The sequence below is a fragment of the Amycolatopsis roodepoortensis genome, assembly GCF_024628825.1.
Taxonomy (GTDB): Bacteria; Actinomycetota; Actinomycetes; order Mycobacteriales; family Pseudonocardiaceae; genus Amycolatopsis; species Amycolatopsis roodepoortensis.
In genome coordinates, this window is the sequence record NZ_CP102415.1 from 5740197 (window position 1) to 5755898 (window position 15702).

General features: G+C 70.3%; 16 protein-coding genes. 11 read left to right on the forward strand and 5 right to left on the reverse strand.

Annotation, left to right across the window (positions count from 1 at the left end; translation table 11 throughout):
- Window positions 1-1635 (reverse strand): ABC transporter permease, encoded by a 1635-nt coding sequence (locus NQK81_RS27330; RefSeq protein ID WP_257483769.1) that lies wholly within the window; start codon window positions 1633-1635, stop codon window positions 1-3.
- On the reverse strand, window positions 1632-2528 hold the full coding sequence (locus NQK81_RS27335; protein ID WP_257483770.1) for an ABC transporter ATP-binding protein: 897 nt from the start codon (window positions 2526-2528) through the stop codon (window positions 1632-1634). The genes NQK81_RS27330 and NQK81_RS27335 overlap by 4 nt, the downstream gene beginning before the upstream one ends.
- 94 nt (window positions 2529-2622) lie before the next feature.
- On the opposite strand from NQK81_RS27335, the gene NQK81_RS27340 reads away from it, so the two are divergent.
- Window positions 2623-3126: a GbsR/MarR family transcriptional regulator gene (locus NQK81_RS27340; protein ID WP_126732357.1), complete on the forward strand. Its 504-nt coding sequence runs from the start codon at window positions 2623-2625 to the stop codon at window positions 3124-3126.
- A gap of 325 nt (window positions 3127-3451) precedes the next feature.
- Here NQK81_RS27340 and NQK81_RS27345 read toward each other — a convergent pair whose 3' ends face one another.
- Window positions 3452-4090, reverse strand: a complete 639-nt coding sequence (locus tag NQK81_RS27345) for a TetR/AcrR family transcriptional regulator (RefSeq protein ID WP_257483771.1) — start codon at window positions 4088-4090, stop codon at window positions 3452-3454.
- A 96-nt stretch (window positions 4091-4186) separates the two neighbouring features.
- Between NQK81_RS27345 and NQK81_RS27350 the strand changes: the two genes are divergently transcribed.
- The 6 genes from NQK81_RS27350 (at window position 4187) to NQK81_RS27375 (ending at window position 9976) form a co-directional block, all read left to right on the forward strand.
- Complete coding sequence (locus tag NQK81_RS27350) at window positions 4187-4819, forward strand: NAD(P)-dependent oxidoreductase (protein WP_192747579.1); 633 nt, start codon at window positions 4187-4189, stop codon at window positions 4817-4819.
- 88 nt (window positions 4820-4907) lie between these two features.
- Complete coding sequence (locus tag NQK81_RS27355) at window positions 4908-5633, forward strand: SGNH/GDSL hydrolase family protein (protein WP_257483772.1); 726 nt, start codon at window positions 4908-4910, stop codon at window positions 5631-5633.
- Window positions 5634-5749: 116 nt separating this feature from the next.
- Window positions 5750-5920 carry a hypothetical protein gene (locus tag NQK81_RS27360; RefSeq protein ID WP_185927056.1) on the forward strand — a complete coding sequence of 57 codons (171 nt, stop codon included), beginning with the start codon at window positions 5750-5752 and terminating at the stop codon, window positions 5918-5920.
- A gap of 331 nt (window positions 5921-6251) precedes the next feature.
- On the forward strand, window positions 6252-6857 hold the full coding sequence (locus NQK81_RS27365) for an RNA polymerase sigma factor (RefSeq protein WP_007030724.1): 606 nt from the start codon (window positions 6252-6254) through the stop codon (window positions 6855-6857).
- The gene (locus NQK81_RS27370; RefSeq protein WP_007030725.1) at window positions 6854-7333 is read left to right on the forward strand and encodes a hypothetical protein; all 480 of its coding nucleotides are present in this window, start codon (window positions 6854-6856) and stop codon (window positions 7331-7333) included. Before NQK81_RS27365 ends, NQK81_RS27370 begins: the two co-directional genes overlap by 4 nt.
- Window positions 7334-7375: 42 nt before the next feature.
- Entirely contained in the window at window positions 7376-9976 is a 2601-nt protein-coding gene (locus NQK81_RS27375; RefSeq protein WP_257483773.1) for a CHAT domain-containing protein, read from the forward strand.
- 282 nt (window positions 9977-10258) lie between these two features.
- Here the strand turns inward: NQK81_RS27375 and NQK81_RS27380 are convergent, their stop codons facing one another.
- Window positions 10259-10699 carry an SRPBCC family protein gene (locus NQK81_RS27380; protein ID WP_257483774.1) on the reverse strand — a complete coding sequence of 147 codons (441 nt, stop codon included), beginning with the start codon at window positions 10697-10699 and terminating at the stop codon, window positions 10259-10261.
- A gap of 164 nt (window positions 10700-10863) precedes the next feature.
- Between NQK81_RS27380 and NQK81_RS27385 the strand changes: the two genes are divergently transcribed.
- From NQK81_RS27385 to NQK81_RS27400, 4 genes are all read left to right on the forward strand, one after another.
- Entirely contained in the window at window positions 10864-12828 is a 1965-nt protein-coding gene (locus NQK81_RS27385) for an FUSC family protein (RefSeq protein WP_257483775.1), read from the forward strand.
- A gap of 76 nt (window positions 12829-12904) precedes the next feature.
- Window positions 12905-13243 carry a hypothetical protein gene (locus NQK81_RS27390; RefSeq protein WP_192747584.1) on the forward strand — a complete coding sequence of 113 codons (339 nt, stop codon included), beginning with the start codon at window positions 12905-12907 and terminating at the stop codon, window positions 13241-13243.
- A gap of 204 nt (window positions 13244-13447) precedes the next feature.
- Entirely contained in the window at window positions 13448-14380 is a 933-nt protein-coding gene (locus tag NQK81_RS27395) for a TauD/TfdA dioxygenase family protein (protein WP_257483776.1), read from the forward strand.
- Between the two features lie 61 nt (window positions 14381-14441).
- The gene (locus NQK81_RS27400; RefSeq protein WP_257483777.1) at window positions 14442-14672 is read left to right on the forward strand and encodes an antitoxin; all 231 of its coding nucleotides are present in this window, start codon (window positions 14442-14444) and stop codon (window positions 14670-14672) included.
- Between the two features lie 69 nt (window positions 14673-14741).
- Here the strand turns inward: NQK81_RS27400 and NQK81_RS27405 are convergent, their stop codons facing one another.
- The gene (locus tag NQK81_RS27405; protein WP_257489862.1) at window positions 14742-15695 is read right to left on the reverse strand and encodes a prephenate dehydrogenase; all 954 of its coding nucleotides are present in this window, start codon (window positions 15693-15695) and stop codon (window positions 14742-14744) included.
- Window positions 15696-15702 lie beyond the last annotated feature (7 nt).

Here is a 15702-nt window from a genome sequence, read left to right on the forward strand (position 1 = left end):
CTAGCCGACGTCGCGACGCCGCCAGCCCATGAGCCCGGCCACGAGCGCGACCACGGCGACCGCGGTCAGCCAGACCAGCGGTGTCGCGGTGAACTCCGCGGCGGGCAGTTTCGGAACGTGCGAGAACGGTGAGGCGTCGACGACCGCCTGCGGCAGGTTCAGCACCGGGCCGAACAGGCTGAGCAGCAACGCCAGCCCGGCGATGGCCCAAGCGGCCGTCGAGAACTTCGGCGCCAGGCCGAAAAGCGTCACGGCGAGGCCGGTGATCACCCACACCGCCGGAAGCTGCGCCAGCGACGCGAGCACCATGTCCCCGATCGCGTCGGAGACACTGCCTGCCCGCATACCGTTCGACAGTCCTAAAAGGACACCGCTGAGCACCATCATCAGCGCCGTGCCGCCGAAGGTGAACACGAGGTGGCTTCCCAGCAGGCGCAGCCTGCCCACGCTCGTCGCGAGCAGCGGCTCGACCCGCACCGTGGTCTCCTCGGCGCGGAGCCGCAACGCGGACTGCACGCCGTAGAGCGCGATGACCATGGCGAACAGGCCCGCCATCGCGGCCATGAAGGCGTCGACCAGCGCATCCGTGCCGCCCAGCCGGGTGAAGATCTCCTTCGCCTGCCGGCTTTCCCCGACGACGTCGCCGATACCGCTCGCCACCGAGCCGAACACCGCGGCGCAGACCGCCGTGCCGATCAGCCAGCCGATCAACGGACCCCGGTGCAGCCGCCACGCCAGCGCGAACGGGCTGCGCAGCGACGCCGCCGCTTCGGCGGGGCCGGGGCGAGGCGGGATGATGCCGGTGCCGACGTCGCGCCGCGGGAGCAGCGCGTATCCGGCGGCGCCGACCACCACGGTCGCGGCCAGCGGCAGCAGGAAGACCCACCAGCGCTCGTCGGCGAACGGCCGGATCTGCTGCGCCCACCCGATCGGGGAAAGCCACGAAACCCAGGTCGCGTCCGAGGTCGAGTCACCGACGGCGCGCAGCAGGAACGCGACCCCGACCGCGGTGGCGCCGATCCCGTTGGCCGTCCTCGAATACTCGGCGACCTGGACGGCGACCGCCGCGATCGCCGTGAAGACGAGCCCGGTCGCGGCGGTGGCGGCGCCGAGCGCGAGCGAGCCGGCGGCGGGCAGCTTGGCGCCGATCATCAGCCCGGTCTCGACGAGTCCGATGAGGACACTCGCGCCGGCGGACACCAGCACGCCCGCGGTCAGCAGGGCGTACCGGCCGACCACCGCGGAGGCCAGCAGTTCCGCGCGGCCGGTGTCCTCCTCGGCGCGGGTGTGCCGGGTGACGGTGAAGACCGCCATCAGCCCGGCGATCAGGGCGAGGAACCCGCCGAGCCGCCACGCGGTGAACCCGCCCGCGGTCGAAAGATCGAAGGCGGGGCCGTAGATCAGCGAAAGCGACGGGTTCGCGCCCATGCTCGCGGTGAGCCCGGCCCGTTCGGCGGCCGTCGGGTACAGCGTTTCGAACGTCCCCGACGACGTCGAAGGCATGATCCCGAGCAGGACGATCCAGATCGGCAGGACGATCCGGTCCCGCCGCAGCGCCAACCTGGTCAGATGCCAGGTGCCGACCAGTCCGTGCGCCGGTCCGGCGACCAGGGGACGGTCCAGCGTCGCGGTCATTTCGCGCTCGCTTCGGTGGTGTAGTGACGGAGGAAGAGCTCTTCGAGCGTCGGCGGCTGGCTGGTCAGGCTGCGGACGCCGACCTGGGTGAGCTGGCGCAGCGCCTCGTCGAGGGAACGGGTTTCGACGTCGAAGCGGACCCGGTTGCCCTCGACCTTGAGGTCGTGGATGTTCTCCAGCCTGGTCAGCCCGTTCGGCGGGCCGGCGAGTTCGGCGGAGATCGACGTCCTGGTCAGGTGCCGGAGCTCGGCCAGCGTGCCGGTCTCGACGGTGTGGCCGTTCCGGATGATGCTGACCTTGTCGCAGAGCGCCTCGACCTCGGCGAGGATGTGGCTCGACAGCAGCACCGTGCGGCCCTGCTCGCGTTCCTCCTGGATCGCGTACTGGAAGGTGGCCTCCATCAGCGGGTCGAGGCCCGAGGTCGGCTCGTCCAGGATCAGCAGGTCGACGTGCGAGGCCAGCGCGGCAACGATCGCGACCTTCTGCCGGTTGCCCTTGGAGTAGGTGCGCCCCTTCTTCCTGGGGTCGAGGTCGAACCGCTCGATCAGGTCCTTGCGGCGGCGCTGATCGAGCCCGCCCCGCAGCCGCCCCAGCAGATCGATCACCTCGCCGCCGGACAGGTTGGGCCAGAGGTTCACGTCGCCGGGGACGTAGGCGAGGCGCCGGTGCAGGCGCGCCGCGTCCTTCCAGGGGTCGCCGCCGAGCAGGCGGACGTCGCCCGAGTCCGCGTGGAGCAGGCCGAGCAGGACCCGGACGGTGGTCGACTTCCCCGCGCCGTTCGGGCCGAGGAAACCGTGCACCTCCCCGGCGGGTACCTGCAGGTCGAGGCCGTCCAAAGCCTTGGTCCGGCCGAAGGATTTGTGGAGGCCGGAGATGGAGATGGCGTTTTCCATGCGCCTGAAGGTACAGTGATTTCACGAAGTTGTGAAGTTAAGAAAACATATGGATGGTGTGATCACTCTGGGGGTTGTACGAGAGGATGTGGCCATGACGACGACGCCTGAGAGTGCTTCGAGCACCCAGAGAGACGAGGACGCCGTCCGCCGTTACGTGGAGCACCTGGGCCTCACGCTCTCCCAGATCGGGATGCAGCGGATGCCCGCCAGGGTGTTCGCCGCGCTGATGACCACCGACGCCGGCCGTCTCACCGCGGCCGAGCTGGCCGACCAGCTCTCGGTGAGCCCCGCCGCGATCTCGGGGGCCGTGCGGTACCTGGAGCAGATCGGACTGGTCGCGAAGGAACGCGAACCCGGCTCACGCCGCGACCACTACCGGCTCTTCGACGACCTCTGGTACGCCACCTTTATGAAGCGCGACCGCATGATCTCCATGTGGCGGGACGCGGCCGACGAGGGCGTTTCGGCGCTGGGCGCGGACACGCCGGCGGGTGAACGGGTCGCCGAGATGCGGGACTTCCTGAGCTTCATGATCAAGGAGCTCAACGACATGTACGCGAAGTGGCACGAGATGCGGGCGGAAAAGGGCAAGTAGGTCATCGGGTCTCGTGAGTGTTCAGGACGGTTGGAACCCTCGGTAGCGTGGTTTCTGCCGGGTGCCGGGCTTGGCCGGGTTGCGAAAGCCACTTCCGCAACCTTCAACGTTGCGAAAGTGGCTTTCGCAACGTCGGGCCTGGCACCGTCCTGGCTTTCGCGACACCGGCTCCAGGCCCCCAGGCCCTCACAGGTCGGGAAGCCGGTATGTAGCTAAGAGGCCCTCGGTGAGAGCCGTCATTGCCACTCACGAGACCAGAGCGGGATCGCGCGTCGGCCAGGGGTATGTGCCCACGGCGAGATGGGCGCAACCCCGGCCGAGCAGCCTAGCGGCGACCTCGTGAGTGTTCAGGACGGTTGGAACCGTCATTGCCACTCACGACCAGTGCGGCCACCAGCGTGCCCGCCAGTCTTTCCGCCCACCGGTCCAGCTCCTCCGCGGACGGCTCGCGATCCTCGAAGGACGCCAGGAACGCGTACTGGAAACAGGCCCCGAGCAGCAGGGACGCCGCCGCGTCCAGATCCGCGTCCTCGCGGATCCTGCCGAGCCGGACCTCCTCGCCCAGGTACGCGGAGAGGCGCACCAGCGGCACGTCCGGCCCGCCCGCCCTGTTCGTGACCCGTTCCCGATGGGTCGCGAGCAGCTCCCGCGAGGAGAACAGCGACACCGAGATGGGGAAGCTCTCCAGGTAGAACGCCAGCGTGATCCGCGCCAGCCGGGCGAGATTCTCCACGAGCGGGTTATCCGCCGCGGACCTCATCAGCTCGTCCAGGGTCGTCCCGAGCGCGGGGAGCCGCTCGGTGAGCACGCTCATGAAGATCTCGGTCTTGTCCTTGAAGTGCTTGTACAGCAACGCCTCGGAGTAGCCGGCCGCCCGCGCGATGGCCTTCGTCGTGGCGTGCGCGTAGCCCTGCTCGCGCATCACCTTCGCCGCCGCGGCGACGATCTCCTCGCGGCTTCCCATGTTCGCTCCTGAGGGCTTCTCAGCGTTCGCTCGACAAGTGGTGGGTGAACACTCACCATAGTGGGTGAGTGTTCACTAACCCAGGAAGGCGTGACCATGAAGCTCACTGTTCTCGGTGCCACGGGCGGGGTCGGCTCCGAAGTCGTCAAGCAGGCACTGGCCGCGGGGCACCACGTCACGGCCGTCGTGCGCGACCCGTCCCGACTACACGCCGAAGGTGAACTGCTGGAGGTCGTCGTCGCCGAGCTGTCCGAGCACGGCGCCCTGACCGAGGCGGTGTCCGGGCGTGACGCGGTGATCTCCGCCCTCGGCTCCCGCGACCGCAACCCGACGACCGTCGTCACCGACGGGGCGCACGCCGCGGTCGCCGCCCTCGGATCGGCGGGCACGCGAAGGCTGCTGCTGGTGAGCGCCAGCGGGCCGTTCGTAGACGGTGACGGCTTCTTCACCAGGAACATCGTCAAGCCGATCCTGGGCAGGGTCCTCCGGCACGCCTTCGCGGACATGGTCGCCGCCGAGCGGATCGTGCGCGCGAGCGACCTCGACTGGACGATCGTGCGCCCGCCGCGCCTGCTGAACGGGCCGCACACCGGCGTGATCGCCGCCCGCACCGACGGCAACGTCCGCGGGAGCTACAGCATCAACCGCGCCGACGTCGCCGACTACCTGCTCCGCGCGGCCGCCGACGACTCGCTCGTCCGCCAGACGGTCTCGATCGCCAAGGGCTGACCTCGCCCGCGTGTCGTCCTCTGAACGCGGTTGTCGCGTGCGCAACGATCGCGTTCAAAAGGACGAAACGCGGAAGTAGAGTCGCGGGGTGATCAGCCGTGCGGTGGTGCTCGCCCCGATCCTGCTCGCGCAAGCCGTCCGGGTGCGCCGCACGACGCCCAGGTTGCCCGGCGCCGCGGGGCCGGTCACGGGCCTGGTGGCGGGCGAAGGCGGGCCGATGCGGCTCGCGGTGCTCGGCGAGTCCACTGTGGACGGCGTCGGCGCGGCCACCCACGCCGAGGCGCTGACCGGGCGGCTCGCGGACGAACTCGCGCGGGACGGCGGCGCGGTCGCTTGGCAGGCCATCGGCAAGACCGGCGCCAACGCCCGCGTGGCGCGCGAGGAACTGCTGCCGCTGCTCGAACCCGCCGACCTCGTGGTGATCGCGCTCGGCGTCAACGACACGATCGAACTGCATTCGGCCGCCCGCTACCGGCGTGACCTGCTCGACCTCGTCGTCGCGGTGCGGCGCCGGGTCGGCCCGGTCCCGGTGGTGCTCGCGGGCGTGCCGCCGATGGGCCGGTTCCCGTCGCTGCCCCGTCCGCTGCGGGACGTCCTTGGCGCGCGGTCGGCCGTTCTCGACGCCGCGGCCGCGCGGCTGGCGCTGGTGCCCGGCGTCGTCCACGTCCCGATGCCCGCCGCGATGCTGGACCCGGCGACCTTCGCCGAGGACCGCTTCCACCCCGGCCCCGAGGGTTATCGGCGCTGGGCCGAACAGCTCGCGGACGTGAGCCGGCGGCTACTCAGCGGCACCTTTTCGCGGCAAAAGCGCTGATCAGGTCACCCTCCTGCCACAGATCGAGAAATTTCCGCGAAAAAGCTGGCTCTGCGTGTATCTGGTGGCAGCCTCATTGCGTCCTATGGAGCAGTCGAGGAAATGAGGGACACCCGATGACGACCGAGACCAACACCGCGCCCGTCGACGACGAGGCCACGGCCACCGAAGACCTCGAAGAGACGACCCCGAAGCCGAAGCCGATCACGGCGCCGGTCCCGCCCCGTCCCGGCACCAGCCCCGACGGCAACTGGGACCCGAACGGCACCAAACCGCCGGTGAACTGAACCAACACAGACAGGTGATGTCCGGAGGCCGAGGGGGCCTCCGGGCATTGCCTCCGGGTGCTCCTTCGGGGGAGGGGGACGCCCGGACGCGGGCCCGTTGGGGAGCGGGCCCGGGGGGAGGGAAAAAAGGACCGGCCGGTGCGCAGTCCACACCTACTCGCGCCGGCCGGTGCCTTTGTCCTTCACCCCAGACCGAGGGGGACGACCGAAATTCGACAAAAAAGTTAGTGACTTGATGTATCCCAGAGCCTCTTGCACGCTCCTTCTCCCCGAAGGGCCCGCGATACTGCCAGCGCCGACACGAAGACACGTCCGAAGTGGGGCAGATACGGTGACCGACGTGCAAACGACCGAGGTAGACCCGCCATGGGAAGGACTGACCGGTGCCGACCTGCATGCCGCCTGCATGCGCGCGGCGCGGGCCGGTGACCGCCAGGCGATGGACAGACTTGTGCACGAGCTGACCCCGCTCGTGTGGCACGTCGCGCGCGCGAACGGGCTCGACCGCCTGACCGCCGAGGACGTGGTCCAGACGGTGTGGCTCGCCCTCTTCAGCCAGCTCGAAAAACTTCGGGACCCCAAAGCGCTCGCCGCCTGGTTGATCACCACCACCAGACGCGAAGCGCAGCATCCTTTCGGCCGCCGCGCCCAGCCCGTCCCGCTGACCGACGAGCTGGCCGAAAGCATGGAGAGCACCCACCCGGCCCCCGAAGAGGAAGCCGTCCGCGCCGACCGGGATCGCCGGGTCTGGCGCGCCTTCCTCCGCCTGCCGCACCGCTGTCAGCAGCTCCTTCGGCTGACCGTGCTCGCCGGGCGGGCCGAATACCAACTGGTCGCCGAAGCACTCCGTATGCCACGCGGAAGTGTCGGCCCGACCAGGGGCCGTTGCCTCGAATCGATGCGCGACCTGCTGGCCCACGAAGGGGGAAGCCGATGAACGACCTCGGGACGCCGGGGGAGATGACCTCCCCGGGCGATGAGGCCTTGCTCGCCGATATCGGGCGCTTCATGGACGAACTGGACCCGCCACCGGGAGACCTGGTGCAGCGGGTTCAATTCGCGCTCGCGCTCGAAAACCTCGACGTCGAGGTCGCCCGATGGGAACGGATGGACGCCACCGCGGGCGTCCGTGGCAGCGACACCGGCACGATCACCTTCACCGTCAGCGACCTGACCGTGATGATCAACCTCACCAAGATCGGCAAGAAGCACCGGATCGACGGCTGGCTCGTGCCCGCCGGCGAATACGGAGTGGAGGTTCGCGTCGCCGAGCACGGCACGAGTTCCACCACCGCCGACGAGGGAGGCCGGTTCGTGCTGGACAACGTCCCCCAGGGCACCACCCAGATCGTGATCCACCTCGGCGACGTGACCTGTCGCCGGACGGTCGTGACACCGACAGTGGTGCTGTAACCGGACGGCTGTTCCGTTATGCGGCGCGGGTGTGCTCCCATAGTGCGTGTGCCCGTGCAGCTTCCTGTCGTCGATCCCGTAGCCGAGGCGGCGGCCGATCTGCACCGTCAGGCGAGGGCCGCGGCCTCCGATCACGGTCCGGGCGCCGCCATCCGGTTGCTGCAGCGTGGCTTGGCGCGCCTCGGGCCGGTCGAATCCGGCAGCGTCGAACGGCTGGCCATCCGCGTCCGGATCCTCATCAGCCTGGCGGCCGCGGAGGCGGAGGTCGCGTCCCAGCAGGACGGATTCGCCCGGCTCTCCGAGGCGGAACAGGTCCGGCTCCAGTTGCCGGAAGGCGACATCCGACGCGAGCTGAGCTTCACCGTCGTGCTCCAGCGAGCCGTGGTGCTGATGAGGTCCGGGCACCTGGACGAATCGCTCGCGCTGTACAACGCCGCGATGCCGAACCTCGTCGCGGAAGCGGCGAAGCACAGCCTTCTGCTCACCCGGAACCTGGTGAACCGGGCTTGGCTGCATCTCCAGATGAGCAATCCGGAGGCGGCGCACGCCGATCTCGTCGCCGCGCTCGACATCGCGGTCGAACACGGGCACCGGATGCTCGAAGGGAAGATCCGGCACAACCTGGGTGATCACGCCCAGTTGCTCGGCGACATCCCCGAAGCGCTCCGGCATTACGAACAGGCGGCCTCGATCTTCGTCACCGACGGGCCCGGCTCGCTGCCGCTCGTCCGGCTCGACCAGGCGAAGGCCCTGCTCACCGCCGGACTCGCCGAAGAGGCGGCGCGACATCTCGACGAGGCGATCCCCGAACTCCGGGGCAACGGCGCGCACCATCTCGTCGCGGAAGCGGAGGTCGCGCGAGCCGGGGCAGCCATCCTGGAGGGTGACCACGTCCTCGCGAAGAAGCTCGCGACGTCCGCACGGCGGAGCTTCCTGCGGCGTGGCAACGGCCGGTGGGCGGAGATCGCCGAGTTGACCCGGCTTCGCGCGGACGCGGTGAAAGTCCTTGCGGACCGGGAGAAGAAGCCGTCCGCGAAACTGCCGGAGCGGCTGGCCGATCTCGCCATCCGGCTGGCAGGGCTCGGTCTGCGCGACGAAGCGGGCGCGGCCCGGATGTTCGCGGTGCGGCTGCTGATCCGTCGCGAAGAGACGGTCGCCGCGCAGGAACTCCTCGCGCAGGTACCGAAACCGCGGCAGACCACGCCGATCGACCACCGGATGCAGCTGCGGTTGTGCCGGGCCGAACTCGCGGTGGCGTCGCATCGGCCGCGTTCGGCGCTCGCGCAGGCACGGGCGGGACTGGCGGAACTCGGGCAGATCCGCGACCGCATGGGCGGGCTCGACCTCGTCTGCGGGACCGCGGCGCACGGCGAGGAACTGGGCAAACTCGCGCTCACGCTGGTGCTCAAGAAGGCGAGGCGCAGCGGCGCCGGCGCGAAGAGCCTGTTCGCGTGGCTGGAACGCACGCGCGCGCAGGTGTACCGCTACGAACCGCTCCCGCTGATCGAGGACCCCGCGCTCGCCCGGCACATCAACGAGATGCGGCACGTGCAGGGGACGATCCAGGCGCGGCGGTTGTCCGGCGAACCGGTCGGGAAGCTCGAGGAGCGTTACGACCGGCTGCAGCGGGAGGCGACGCGGCTCGGCTGGTACACCAGCCAATGGGGTCGTCCGCGTCCCGTCTCGACACCCGAAGAGGTGGTGGAGCGGCTCGGCGATCGCGTGCTGGTCAGCCTGATGGGGTATCGCGACACCTTGTACGCGGTGGTCGTCGATCGCGGCCGGTTCCGGCTGCTGAAGCTGGGGCCGCTCGCGGAGATCGTCGAGACCGCGCGGCAGTTGCACGCGGATCTCGACGCGCTGGCCCCGGACAACCTGCCCGCGCCGCTGGTCGAGGTCGTCACCGGTTCCGCGCGGCGCCGGGCGGACAAACTGGACAAGCTGATCTCGGCGTCGCTGGCGAAGACGCTGGAGAACCGCGAGCTGATCATCGTGCCGATCGGCTCGCTGTACGCGTTGCCGTGGGGCGCTTTGCCGTCACTGCACGGACATCCGGTGTCGATCGCGCCGTCGGCGACCGCCTGGGTGAGCGCGTCCGGGCGGCGGAGCTCCGGGCCGGTCCTGCTCGCCGGCGGGCCAGGGGTGCCGGGTTCGGTCGGTGAGGTGCGGAACCTGCGGACCGTGTACCCGCAAGCCCGTCTCGTCGACGGGAAGGACGCGACCAGCGACGCCGTACTGTCCGCTTTGGACGGTTCCGGGATGGCGCATCTGGTCGCGCACGGCGCGCACGAACCGGCGAACGCGCTGTTCTCGCGGCTGGAGCTCGTCGACGGCCCGTTGTACGCACACGAAACCGCCCGGCTCGCGAAGCCGCCGGAGCGGGTGGTGCTGGCCGCGTGCGAACTCGCGATGAGTCATATCCGGCCCGGCGAGGAGGCGCTCGGTTTCGCCGGGACGCTGCTCGCCAGTGGTTCGCGGACGGTCATCGGCGCGATCGCGCGGGTCGGCGACAAGGCCGCCGCCGCCGCGATGTCCGATCTGCACCGGCGGCTGGCTTCGGGGACCGCGCCCGCGCTGGCACTCGCGGAAGCGACCGCCGCCGATCCGCTGCGGCGCCCGTTCCTGTGCCTGGGCGCGGGCTGACTTCCGCCGCTTGCGATGTGGCTAAGGCTTCCTTCGCCGCGTGCGATGTGGTTAAGGCTCTCTTCGCCGATCGCCGTGCTGTGGCGAAAGCTCCCTTCGCCGCGCCCTACGCGGCTAAAGCTCCTTTCGCCGCGCCCCATACGGCTATGGCGTCCTTCAGTTCCCCACAGGAGTTGTCCACAACCATCGCCCCCTGTGGACAACTCCGCCGAGCAGCCCTTCCGCGCGCCCATCGCCGGTAGACTGGACTCGGGGTCGCCCCCCTTGGGAAGGGCGGGGGGGTCAGGTGCGTTCCGCGTGTTTCACCAGGCGGGTGGCCAGGATCGAGATCACGGCGCGCAGGGCCGTGCGGACGGCGGCGCCAGTGCCAGGCAGCGGTTCGGTGAACCGGCCGGTCCAGCGCAGATCCGTGCCGCCCGAAGCGTTCGGCGTGAACAACACTTCGGCGCGATAGTCCTTGAGCGGTGCGAGGCCCGCGAAGCCGTAGACGTGCTTTCGGTCCTGTTCGTACTCCAGCGTCTCTTCGTGGAGATACACCGGCCACAGCCCGACGGCCCGGACGGCGCCCACCTCGCCCGCGTCCGGTTTCCGCGCCCAGCGCGAGTGGAACACCACCGGCTTCGCCCATTCCGACCACCGGGAACCGTCGGCCTCCAGCGCGAACAGGGAAGCGGGCGAGGCGCTGCTCGTCCGGTTGACCTCGAAGGAGTACGTCTTGCCCATGCGGCGACGATAACCGTTCCGGCCGCCACGGATAAGTGGTCAAGGGTGACAGTGCCGCCTCCGCCGACGTTGCGAAAGCCACTTTCGCAACCTTCAACGTTGCGAAAGTGGCTTTCGCAACGCGCCACCTCCGGCCGTACCGTCCGATGAGTGAAGATAGGGACGTGAGCACGACGCGCCGCGAGATCGCCGCACCACATTGGCTGGTGCAGCTGCTCCGCAGCACACCGGTTCCCATTCCCTGGAACATGGTCGCCCGCGCCGTCCTCGCCCTCGCCGTCCCGCTGGCCGTCGGCTACGCGCTCGGCGACATCGGAGTCGGCGCGCTGATCTCCACCGGCGCCCTGCCCACCGTCCTTTCCGAATCCGCCGGCCCGTACCGCTATCGCGCCCGGCGGCTCGGCGGCGCCACCGCGGCCGCGGGTCTCGGCTACTTCGCCGGGCTGGTCACCGGCGGCATCCCGGCCGCGTCCATCCCGGTCGTCGTCGGGGTCGCGGCGATCTCGGCACTGATCAGCGCGGCGGGCAGCAACGCGTCGGTCGCCGGGCTCCAGATGTTCGTCTTCTGCGTCCTCGGCACCGGCCAGCACGTCACCGGCCTCCGCGTCGAAGTGCTCCTCGGCTACTTCTGCGCCGGCGCCGCCTGGAGCCTGCTCGTCGCGCTCGCCACCTGGACCTTCCGCGCCACCAGCCCCGAACGCGGCGCCGTCGCGCACGTCTACGTCGAACTGGCCGCGATGCTCTCCGCGACCGACGAGGCCACCTCCCGCGTCGCGCGCCACCAGCTCACGACCGCGATGAACACCGCGTACGACCGGCTCCTCACCGCGCGCTCCTGGCTGTCGGGCCGCGACGCCACGTACCGCCAGCTGCTCAACCTGCTGTCGGCCAGCACCCCCGCCGTCGAGGCGTCGGTCGCGATGGTCAACGCCGGCCGCCACGCCCCGGACGACGTGATCGACCACTTCGTCGCGACGTCGGCGGCCGTACTCGCGAACCAGGACCTGCCCGAGCCGCCCGAAGCGCCCGAAGACGCCGACCCGGTCCTCGCCGCGCTCTACGCCGGGCTCGCCCGGATCGGCAAGGGCGACAACCGGAAACGGCGTGAGGTGCAGCCGTGGCACAAACGCCTTCGCGGCTGGGCGGGGTCGCTCGTCTCCGGTCCGCTCACCTGGTTCGCCGCGCTCCGCCTCACGCTGTGCGTCGCGATCGCCGAAGTCGTCGCGCTGCTCGTCCCGTTCGAACGGTCCTACTGGATCACGCTCACCGTCGGCATCGTCCTCAAACCCGACTTCGGCTCGGTGTTCGGCCGCGCCGTGCTGCGCGGCATCGGCACGGTGATCGGGGTGGGCATCGGCGCGGCCGTCCTCGCCGCGGGCGGCGAAGGCTGGCTGCTGGTCCTCCTGATCGCCGTGTTCGCGGGCGGCGTCGCGGTCGGAAAGGTGCGCAACTACGGCATCCTCAGCGCCTTCGTGACCCCGCTGATCATCCTGCAGATGGACCTCGCCAGCACCGGAAGCTGGGACATCGTGCTCGCGCGGCTCGTCGACACCGTGCTCGGCTGCGCGATCGTCCTGCTCTTCGGCTACCTGCTCTGGCCGGGCAGCCGTCGGCCGCAGGTCGGCGGACGGCTCGCCGACAGCCTCGACAGCCTGGTGAAATACGTCGACAAGGGGCTCGTGCTCGCGCCATCGGGTGAAGCGCGCTTGGAACGTTCTCGCGCCCGCCGCCGCGCCTACCGCGCACTGGCCGACCTGCGGACCGCGTTCCAGCAGGTTGTCGTCGAACCCTCCGCCGCCGGACGGCAGGCCGTCGCCTGGTGGCCGGTGATCGCCGGGCTCGAACGCGTCGCCGACGCCGTCACCGAGGTCGGCGTCACCCTCGGCCGCGGTGCCCCCGCCCCGCCCGACGCCGACATCGCCCTCCTGACGGCCGCCCTCACCGAACTCGCGGCCGCCGTCCGCGAGGAACGGGACCCGGCGGAGATGCCGATGCCCGACAACGACCAGCTGTCCGGCGTCGTCGACCAGATCGGCGCCGCCTTCGACGCCGTGCGCGGCCCCGACCTCGTCGAACGCGCGCCGCTGCGGCTGGTCCGGCGGTTCCTGCCATACCACCGCCGCGCCTGAGACCTCCTCCCACCCGGATGGGGGATGGTGAGCATCGTCTCGAACTAATGTTCGAGTTTTCACGCATAATCGACGCATGCTCGACACTGGTGACACGCTGCCGCCGGGGCCGCGTCACCTGCACATGGTGCGGCCCAACCAGCCCGTTTGGGTCGATCTCAAGCTGGTGTACCCCGTCGGCGCGGTGAAGACCCGCCTGCCCGACGGCCTGGATCTGACCGGCGTCGTCCCCGGGCTGCTGGGGATGTGGCGGGCGACGACGACGGGACACTGGGTCGGCTGGGTCACCTTCCAGCTCGGTCCGGTCGGCCGGGGCGGCACGACGCATTCGCAGTGGGTGCTGGCCGAGGCGCTGCGCCCGCGCGAGGAGCGGAACACGTGGTCGGGAAGCTTCCCTTCCGAACGGAGGCGATGATCGTCCCGCCTCATGGACGCTGTTGACCGCACGCCAAATCACGCCCACCATGGCCACGTGTCCGTCCACTGGGAGTCCGCGCCGACGCGTTCGGCCGGCGAAGGCGTCGCCGCATTGCTCCTGCGCCGTGGACGGCTGGGTTCCCCGCCCGCGTAGCTCCTCATCTCGCCAAGTCATCCGACCGGTGAATCCCTGGGAGCACGTATGTCCATCGCACTGCCCGACCGTGTCCGCCTCCGCCCCGCGACCGTCCCCGACGGCGGGATCCTCGAAGGGCCGCGGCTGCTGCGGCGCCTGCCGGAGGGTGCCGAAGAACGCCCGTACGAGCTTTTCGCGTTGCGCCCGCTGGGACGGCTGATCGGTGCCGAGATCGGCGGCGTCGACCTCGCCCGCCCGCTGACGCCCGCTCTCCACGCCGAGCTGAACCGCGCGCTGCTGGAGTGGAAGGTGCTGTTCTTCCGAGACCAGGACATCACTTCGGCGCACCAGCGCGCGTTCGCCGCCAACTGGGGTGAACTGGAGACGAACCCGTTCATCCCGAAGGGGGAGACCGAGGACACCACCCGGTTCACCCGCTCGGCGAGCATGCCCGCGTTCGAGAACATCTGGCACGTGGACGTCACGTTCCGGCCAGAGCCCGCGCTCGGTTCGGTGCTGCGGCTGATCGAGGTCCCACCGGTCGGCGGCGACACGATGTGGGCCGACATGGCCGCCGCCTACGACAACCTGCCGGAAGACGTCCGCGAGCGGATCGACGGGTTGACCGCGGTGCACGACTTCATCCCCGGCTTCGACCGCTTCTCCGATCCGGAACTGCTGCTGCGCCACCAGGAAGCGTTCCCGCCGGTCGAGCATCCGGTCGTCCGCACGCATCCGGAGACCGGGCGCCGCACCCTCTTCGTGAACCAGGCGTTCACGACGCATATCGTCGGCATGGACCGCGACGAGAGCGACCGGCTCCTGCGGTACCTGTTCAGCCGGGCGCATATCCCGGAGTTCCAGGTGCGCTTCGGCTGGCGGCCTGGTTCGGTGGCGTTCTGGGACAACCGCGCCACCCAGCACTACGCCGTCAACGACTACCACCCGCACGCACGCGTGGCCGAACGCGTCGCCATCGTGGGCGACCGGCCGTTCTGAGCGTCCCCACGACGGGTGATCGCCAGGGCGTGCCGGCCGGTTCCTGTGTGACGATGTGGCCATGGGCATCAACTTCGACGAATTGAAGAACAAGGCCACCGACGCTCTCCGCGAGCACAACGACAAGATCGAGGGCGGCCTGGACAAGGCGGCGGACTTCGCGAAGTCGAAGTTCTCCGGTCACGACTCGCAGATCGACTCCGGGGTCGAGAAGGCGAAGGGCTTCATCAACAAGTTCGACGACACCCCCGACAACCCGCCCCAGAACCAGCAGCCCCAGAACCCCCAGTAATCGCCCGCGTTTCGTCCTCTGGACGCGGTACTTGCGTGTGCAAGGACCGCATTCAGAGGACGAAACGCGTCAGGAGACCTCGCCGATCGCGGTGTCGCCGTCGATCGCCGTGATCCGGCCGCCGCGCTCGCCGAGCGCGATCAGGCCGTCGCGCGCGTCCGGCGCGCTGAGGCTGACCCGGACCCCCGCGCGTTCCGCGTCCTTGGCGGCCGCGAACGCTTGCGCCCCTTCGTGACCGGAGTTGACCGTGACCGCGAGGCCACCCGTCGACGCCAGCGAACCCCGCGCCGCGCCCAGCCGTCCGAGTGCCTCGTCGACGATCGGCAGCAGCGCGTCCCGGTTGCCCTCGGTCATCGCCCGCACCAGCGCCGGGCTCGACCCGGCCACCCGCGTGCCGTCCGTGTAGGACCCGGCGGCCAGCGCCATCGCCAGCGGCCCGCCCTGCGCGCCGATCGTGGCCAGGATGGCCGCGAAGATATGCGGCAGATGCGAGATCCGCGCGACCGTCTCGTCGTGCGAGTCCGCCGGCAGCGGTACGACATGCGCGCCGACGTCCAGCACCAGCCGGGCGACCTCCGCCCACGCGGTCAGATCGGTGTCGTGCTCGACACCCAGCACCCAGGCGGCGCCGCCGAACAGCGCCGGGTCGCTCGCCTTCCAGCCGGAGTTCGCCGTCCCGGCCATCGGATGCCCGCCGACGAACTTCGCGTACGGCGCGCGACGGCGGACCGAGTCGAGCACCGGGCCCTTCACGCTGGTCACGTCGGTGAGCACGCAGTGCCCGGCGACCCGCGAAACGGTGCGGAGTACCTCCTCGACCGCGGGCAGCGGCACCGCGAGCACGATCATCGCGTCCCGCTCCGCCGCCTTGCCCAGCGCGGCTTCGACCTGCGTCGTCACGTCGAAACCGGCTCTGCTGGCGGCGTCCGCGTCAGCTTCGGAGGTCGTCGCCCCGAACGTGGTGCGGCCGATCGAATGCGCCGCGCGCAGCAGCGAACCACCGATCAACCCGAGCCCGATCACGCATACG

Bases quoted from the DNA above. Each gene is read 5' to 3' on its own strand.
- NQK81_RS27330 (WP_257483769.1), bottom strand. From the start codon at position 1,635: ATGACCGCGACGCTGGACCGTCCCCTGGTCGCCGGACCGGCGCACGGA.
- NQK81_RS27335 (WP_257483770.1), bottom strand. From the start codon at position 2,528: ATGGAAAACGCCATCTCCATCTCCGGCCTCCACAAATCCTTCGGCCGG.
- NQK81_RS27340 (WP_126732357.1), top strand. From the start codon at position 2,623: ATGACGACGACGCCTGAGAGTGCTTCGAGCACCCAGAGAGACGAGGAC.
- NQK81_RS27345 (WP_257483771.1), bottom strand. From the start codon at position 4,090: ATGGGAAGCCGCGAGGAGATCGTCGCCGCGGCGGCGAAGGTGATGCGC.
- NQK81_RS27350 (WP_192747579.1), top strand. From the start codon at position 4,187: ATGAAGCTCACTGTTCTCGGTGCCACGGGCGGGGTCGGCTCCGAAGTC.
- NQK81_RS27360 (WP_185927056.1), top strand. From the start codon at position 5,750: ATGACGACCGAGACCAACACCGCGCCCGTCGACGACGAGGCCACGGCC.
- NQK81_RS27370 (WP_007030725.1), top strand. From the start codon at position 6,854: ATGAACGACCTCGGGACGCCGGGGGAGATGACCTCCCCGGGCGATGAG.
- NQK81_RS27380 (WP_257483774.1), bottom strand. From the start codon at position 10,699: ATGGGCAAGACGTACTCCTTCGAGGTCAACCGGACGAGCAGCGCCTCG.
- NQK81_RS27390 (WP_192747584.1), top strand. From the start codon at position 12,905: ATGCTCGACACTGGTGACACGCTGCCGCCGGGGCCGCGTCACCTGCAC.
- NQK81_RS27395 (WP_257483776.1), top strand. From the start codon at position 13,448: ATGTCCATCGCACTGCCCGACCGTGTCCGCCTCCGCCCCGCGACCGTC.
- NQK81_RS27400 (WP_257483777.1), top strand. From the start codon at position 14,442: ATGGGCATCAACTTCGACGAATTGAAGAACAAGGCCACCGACGCTCTC.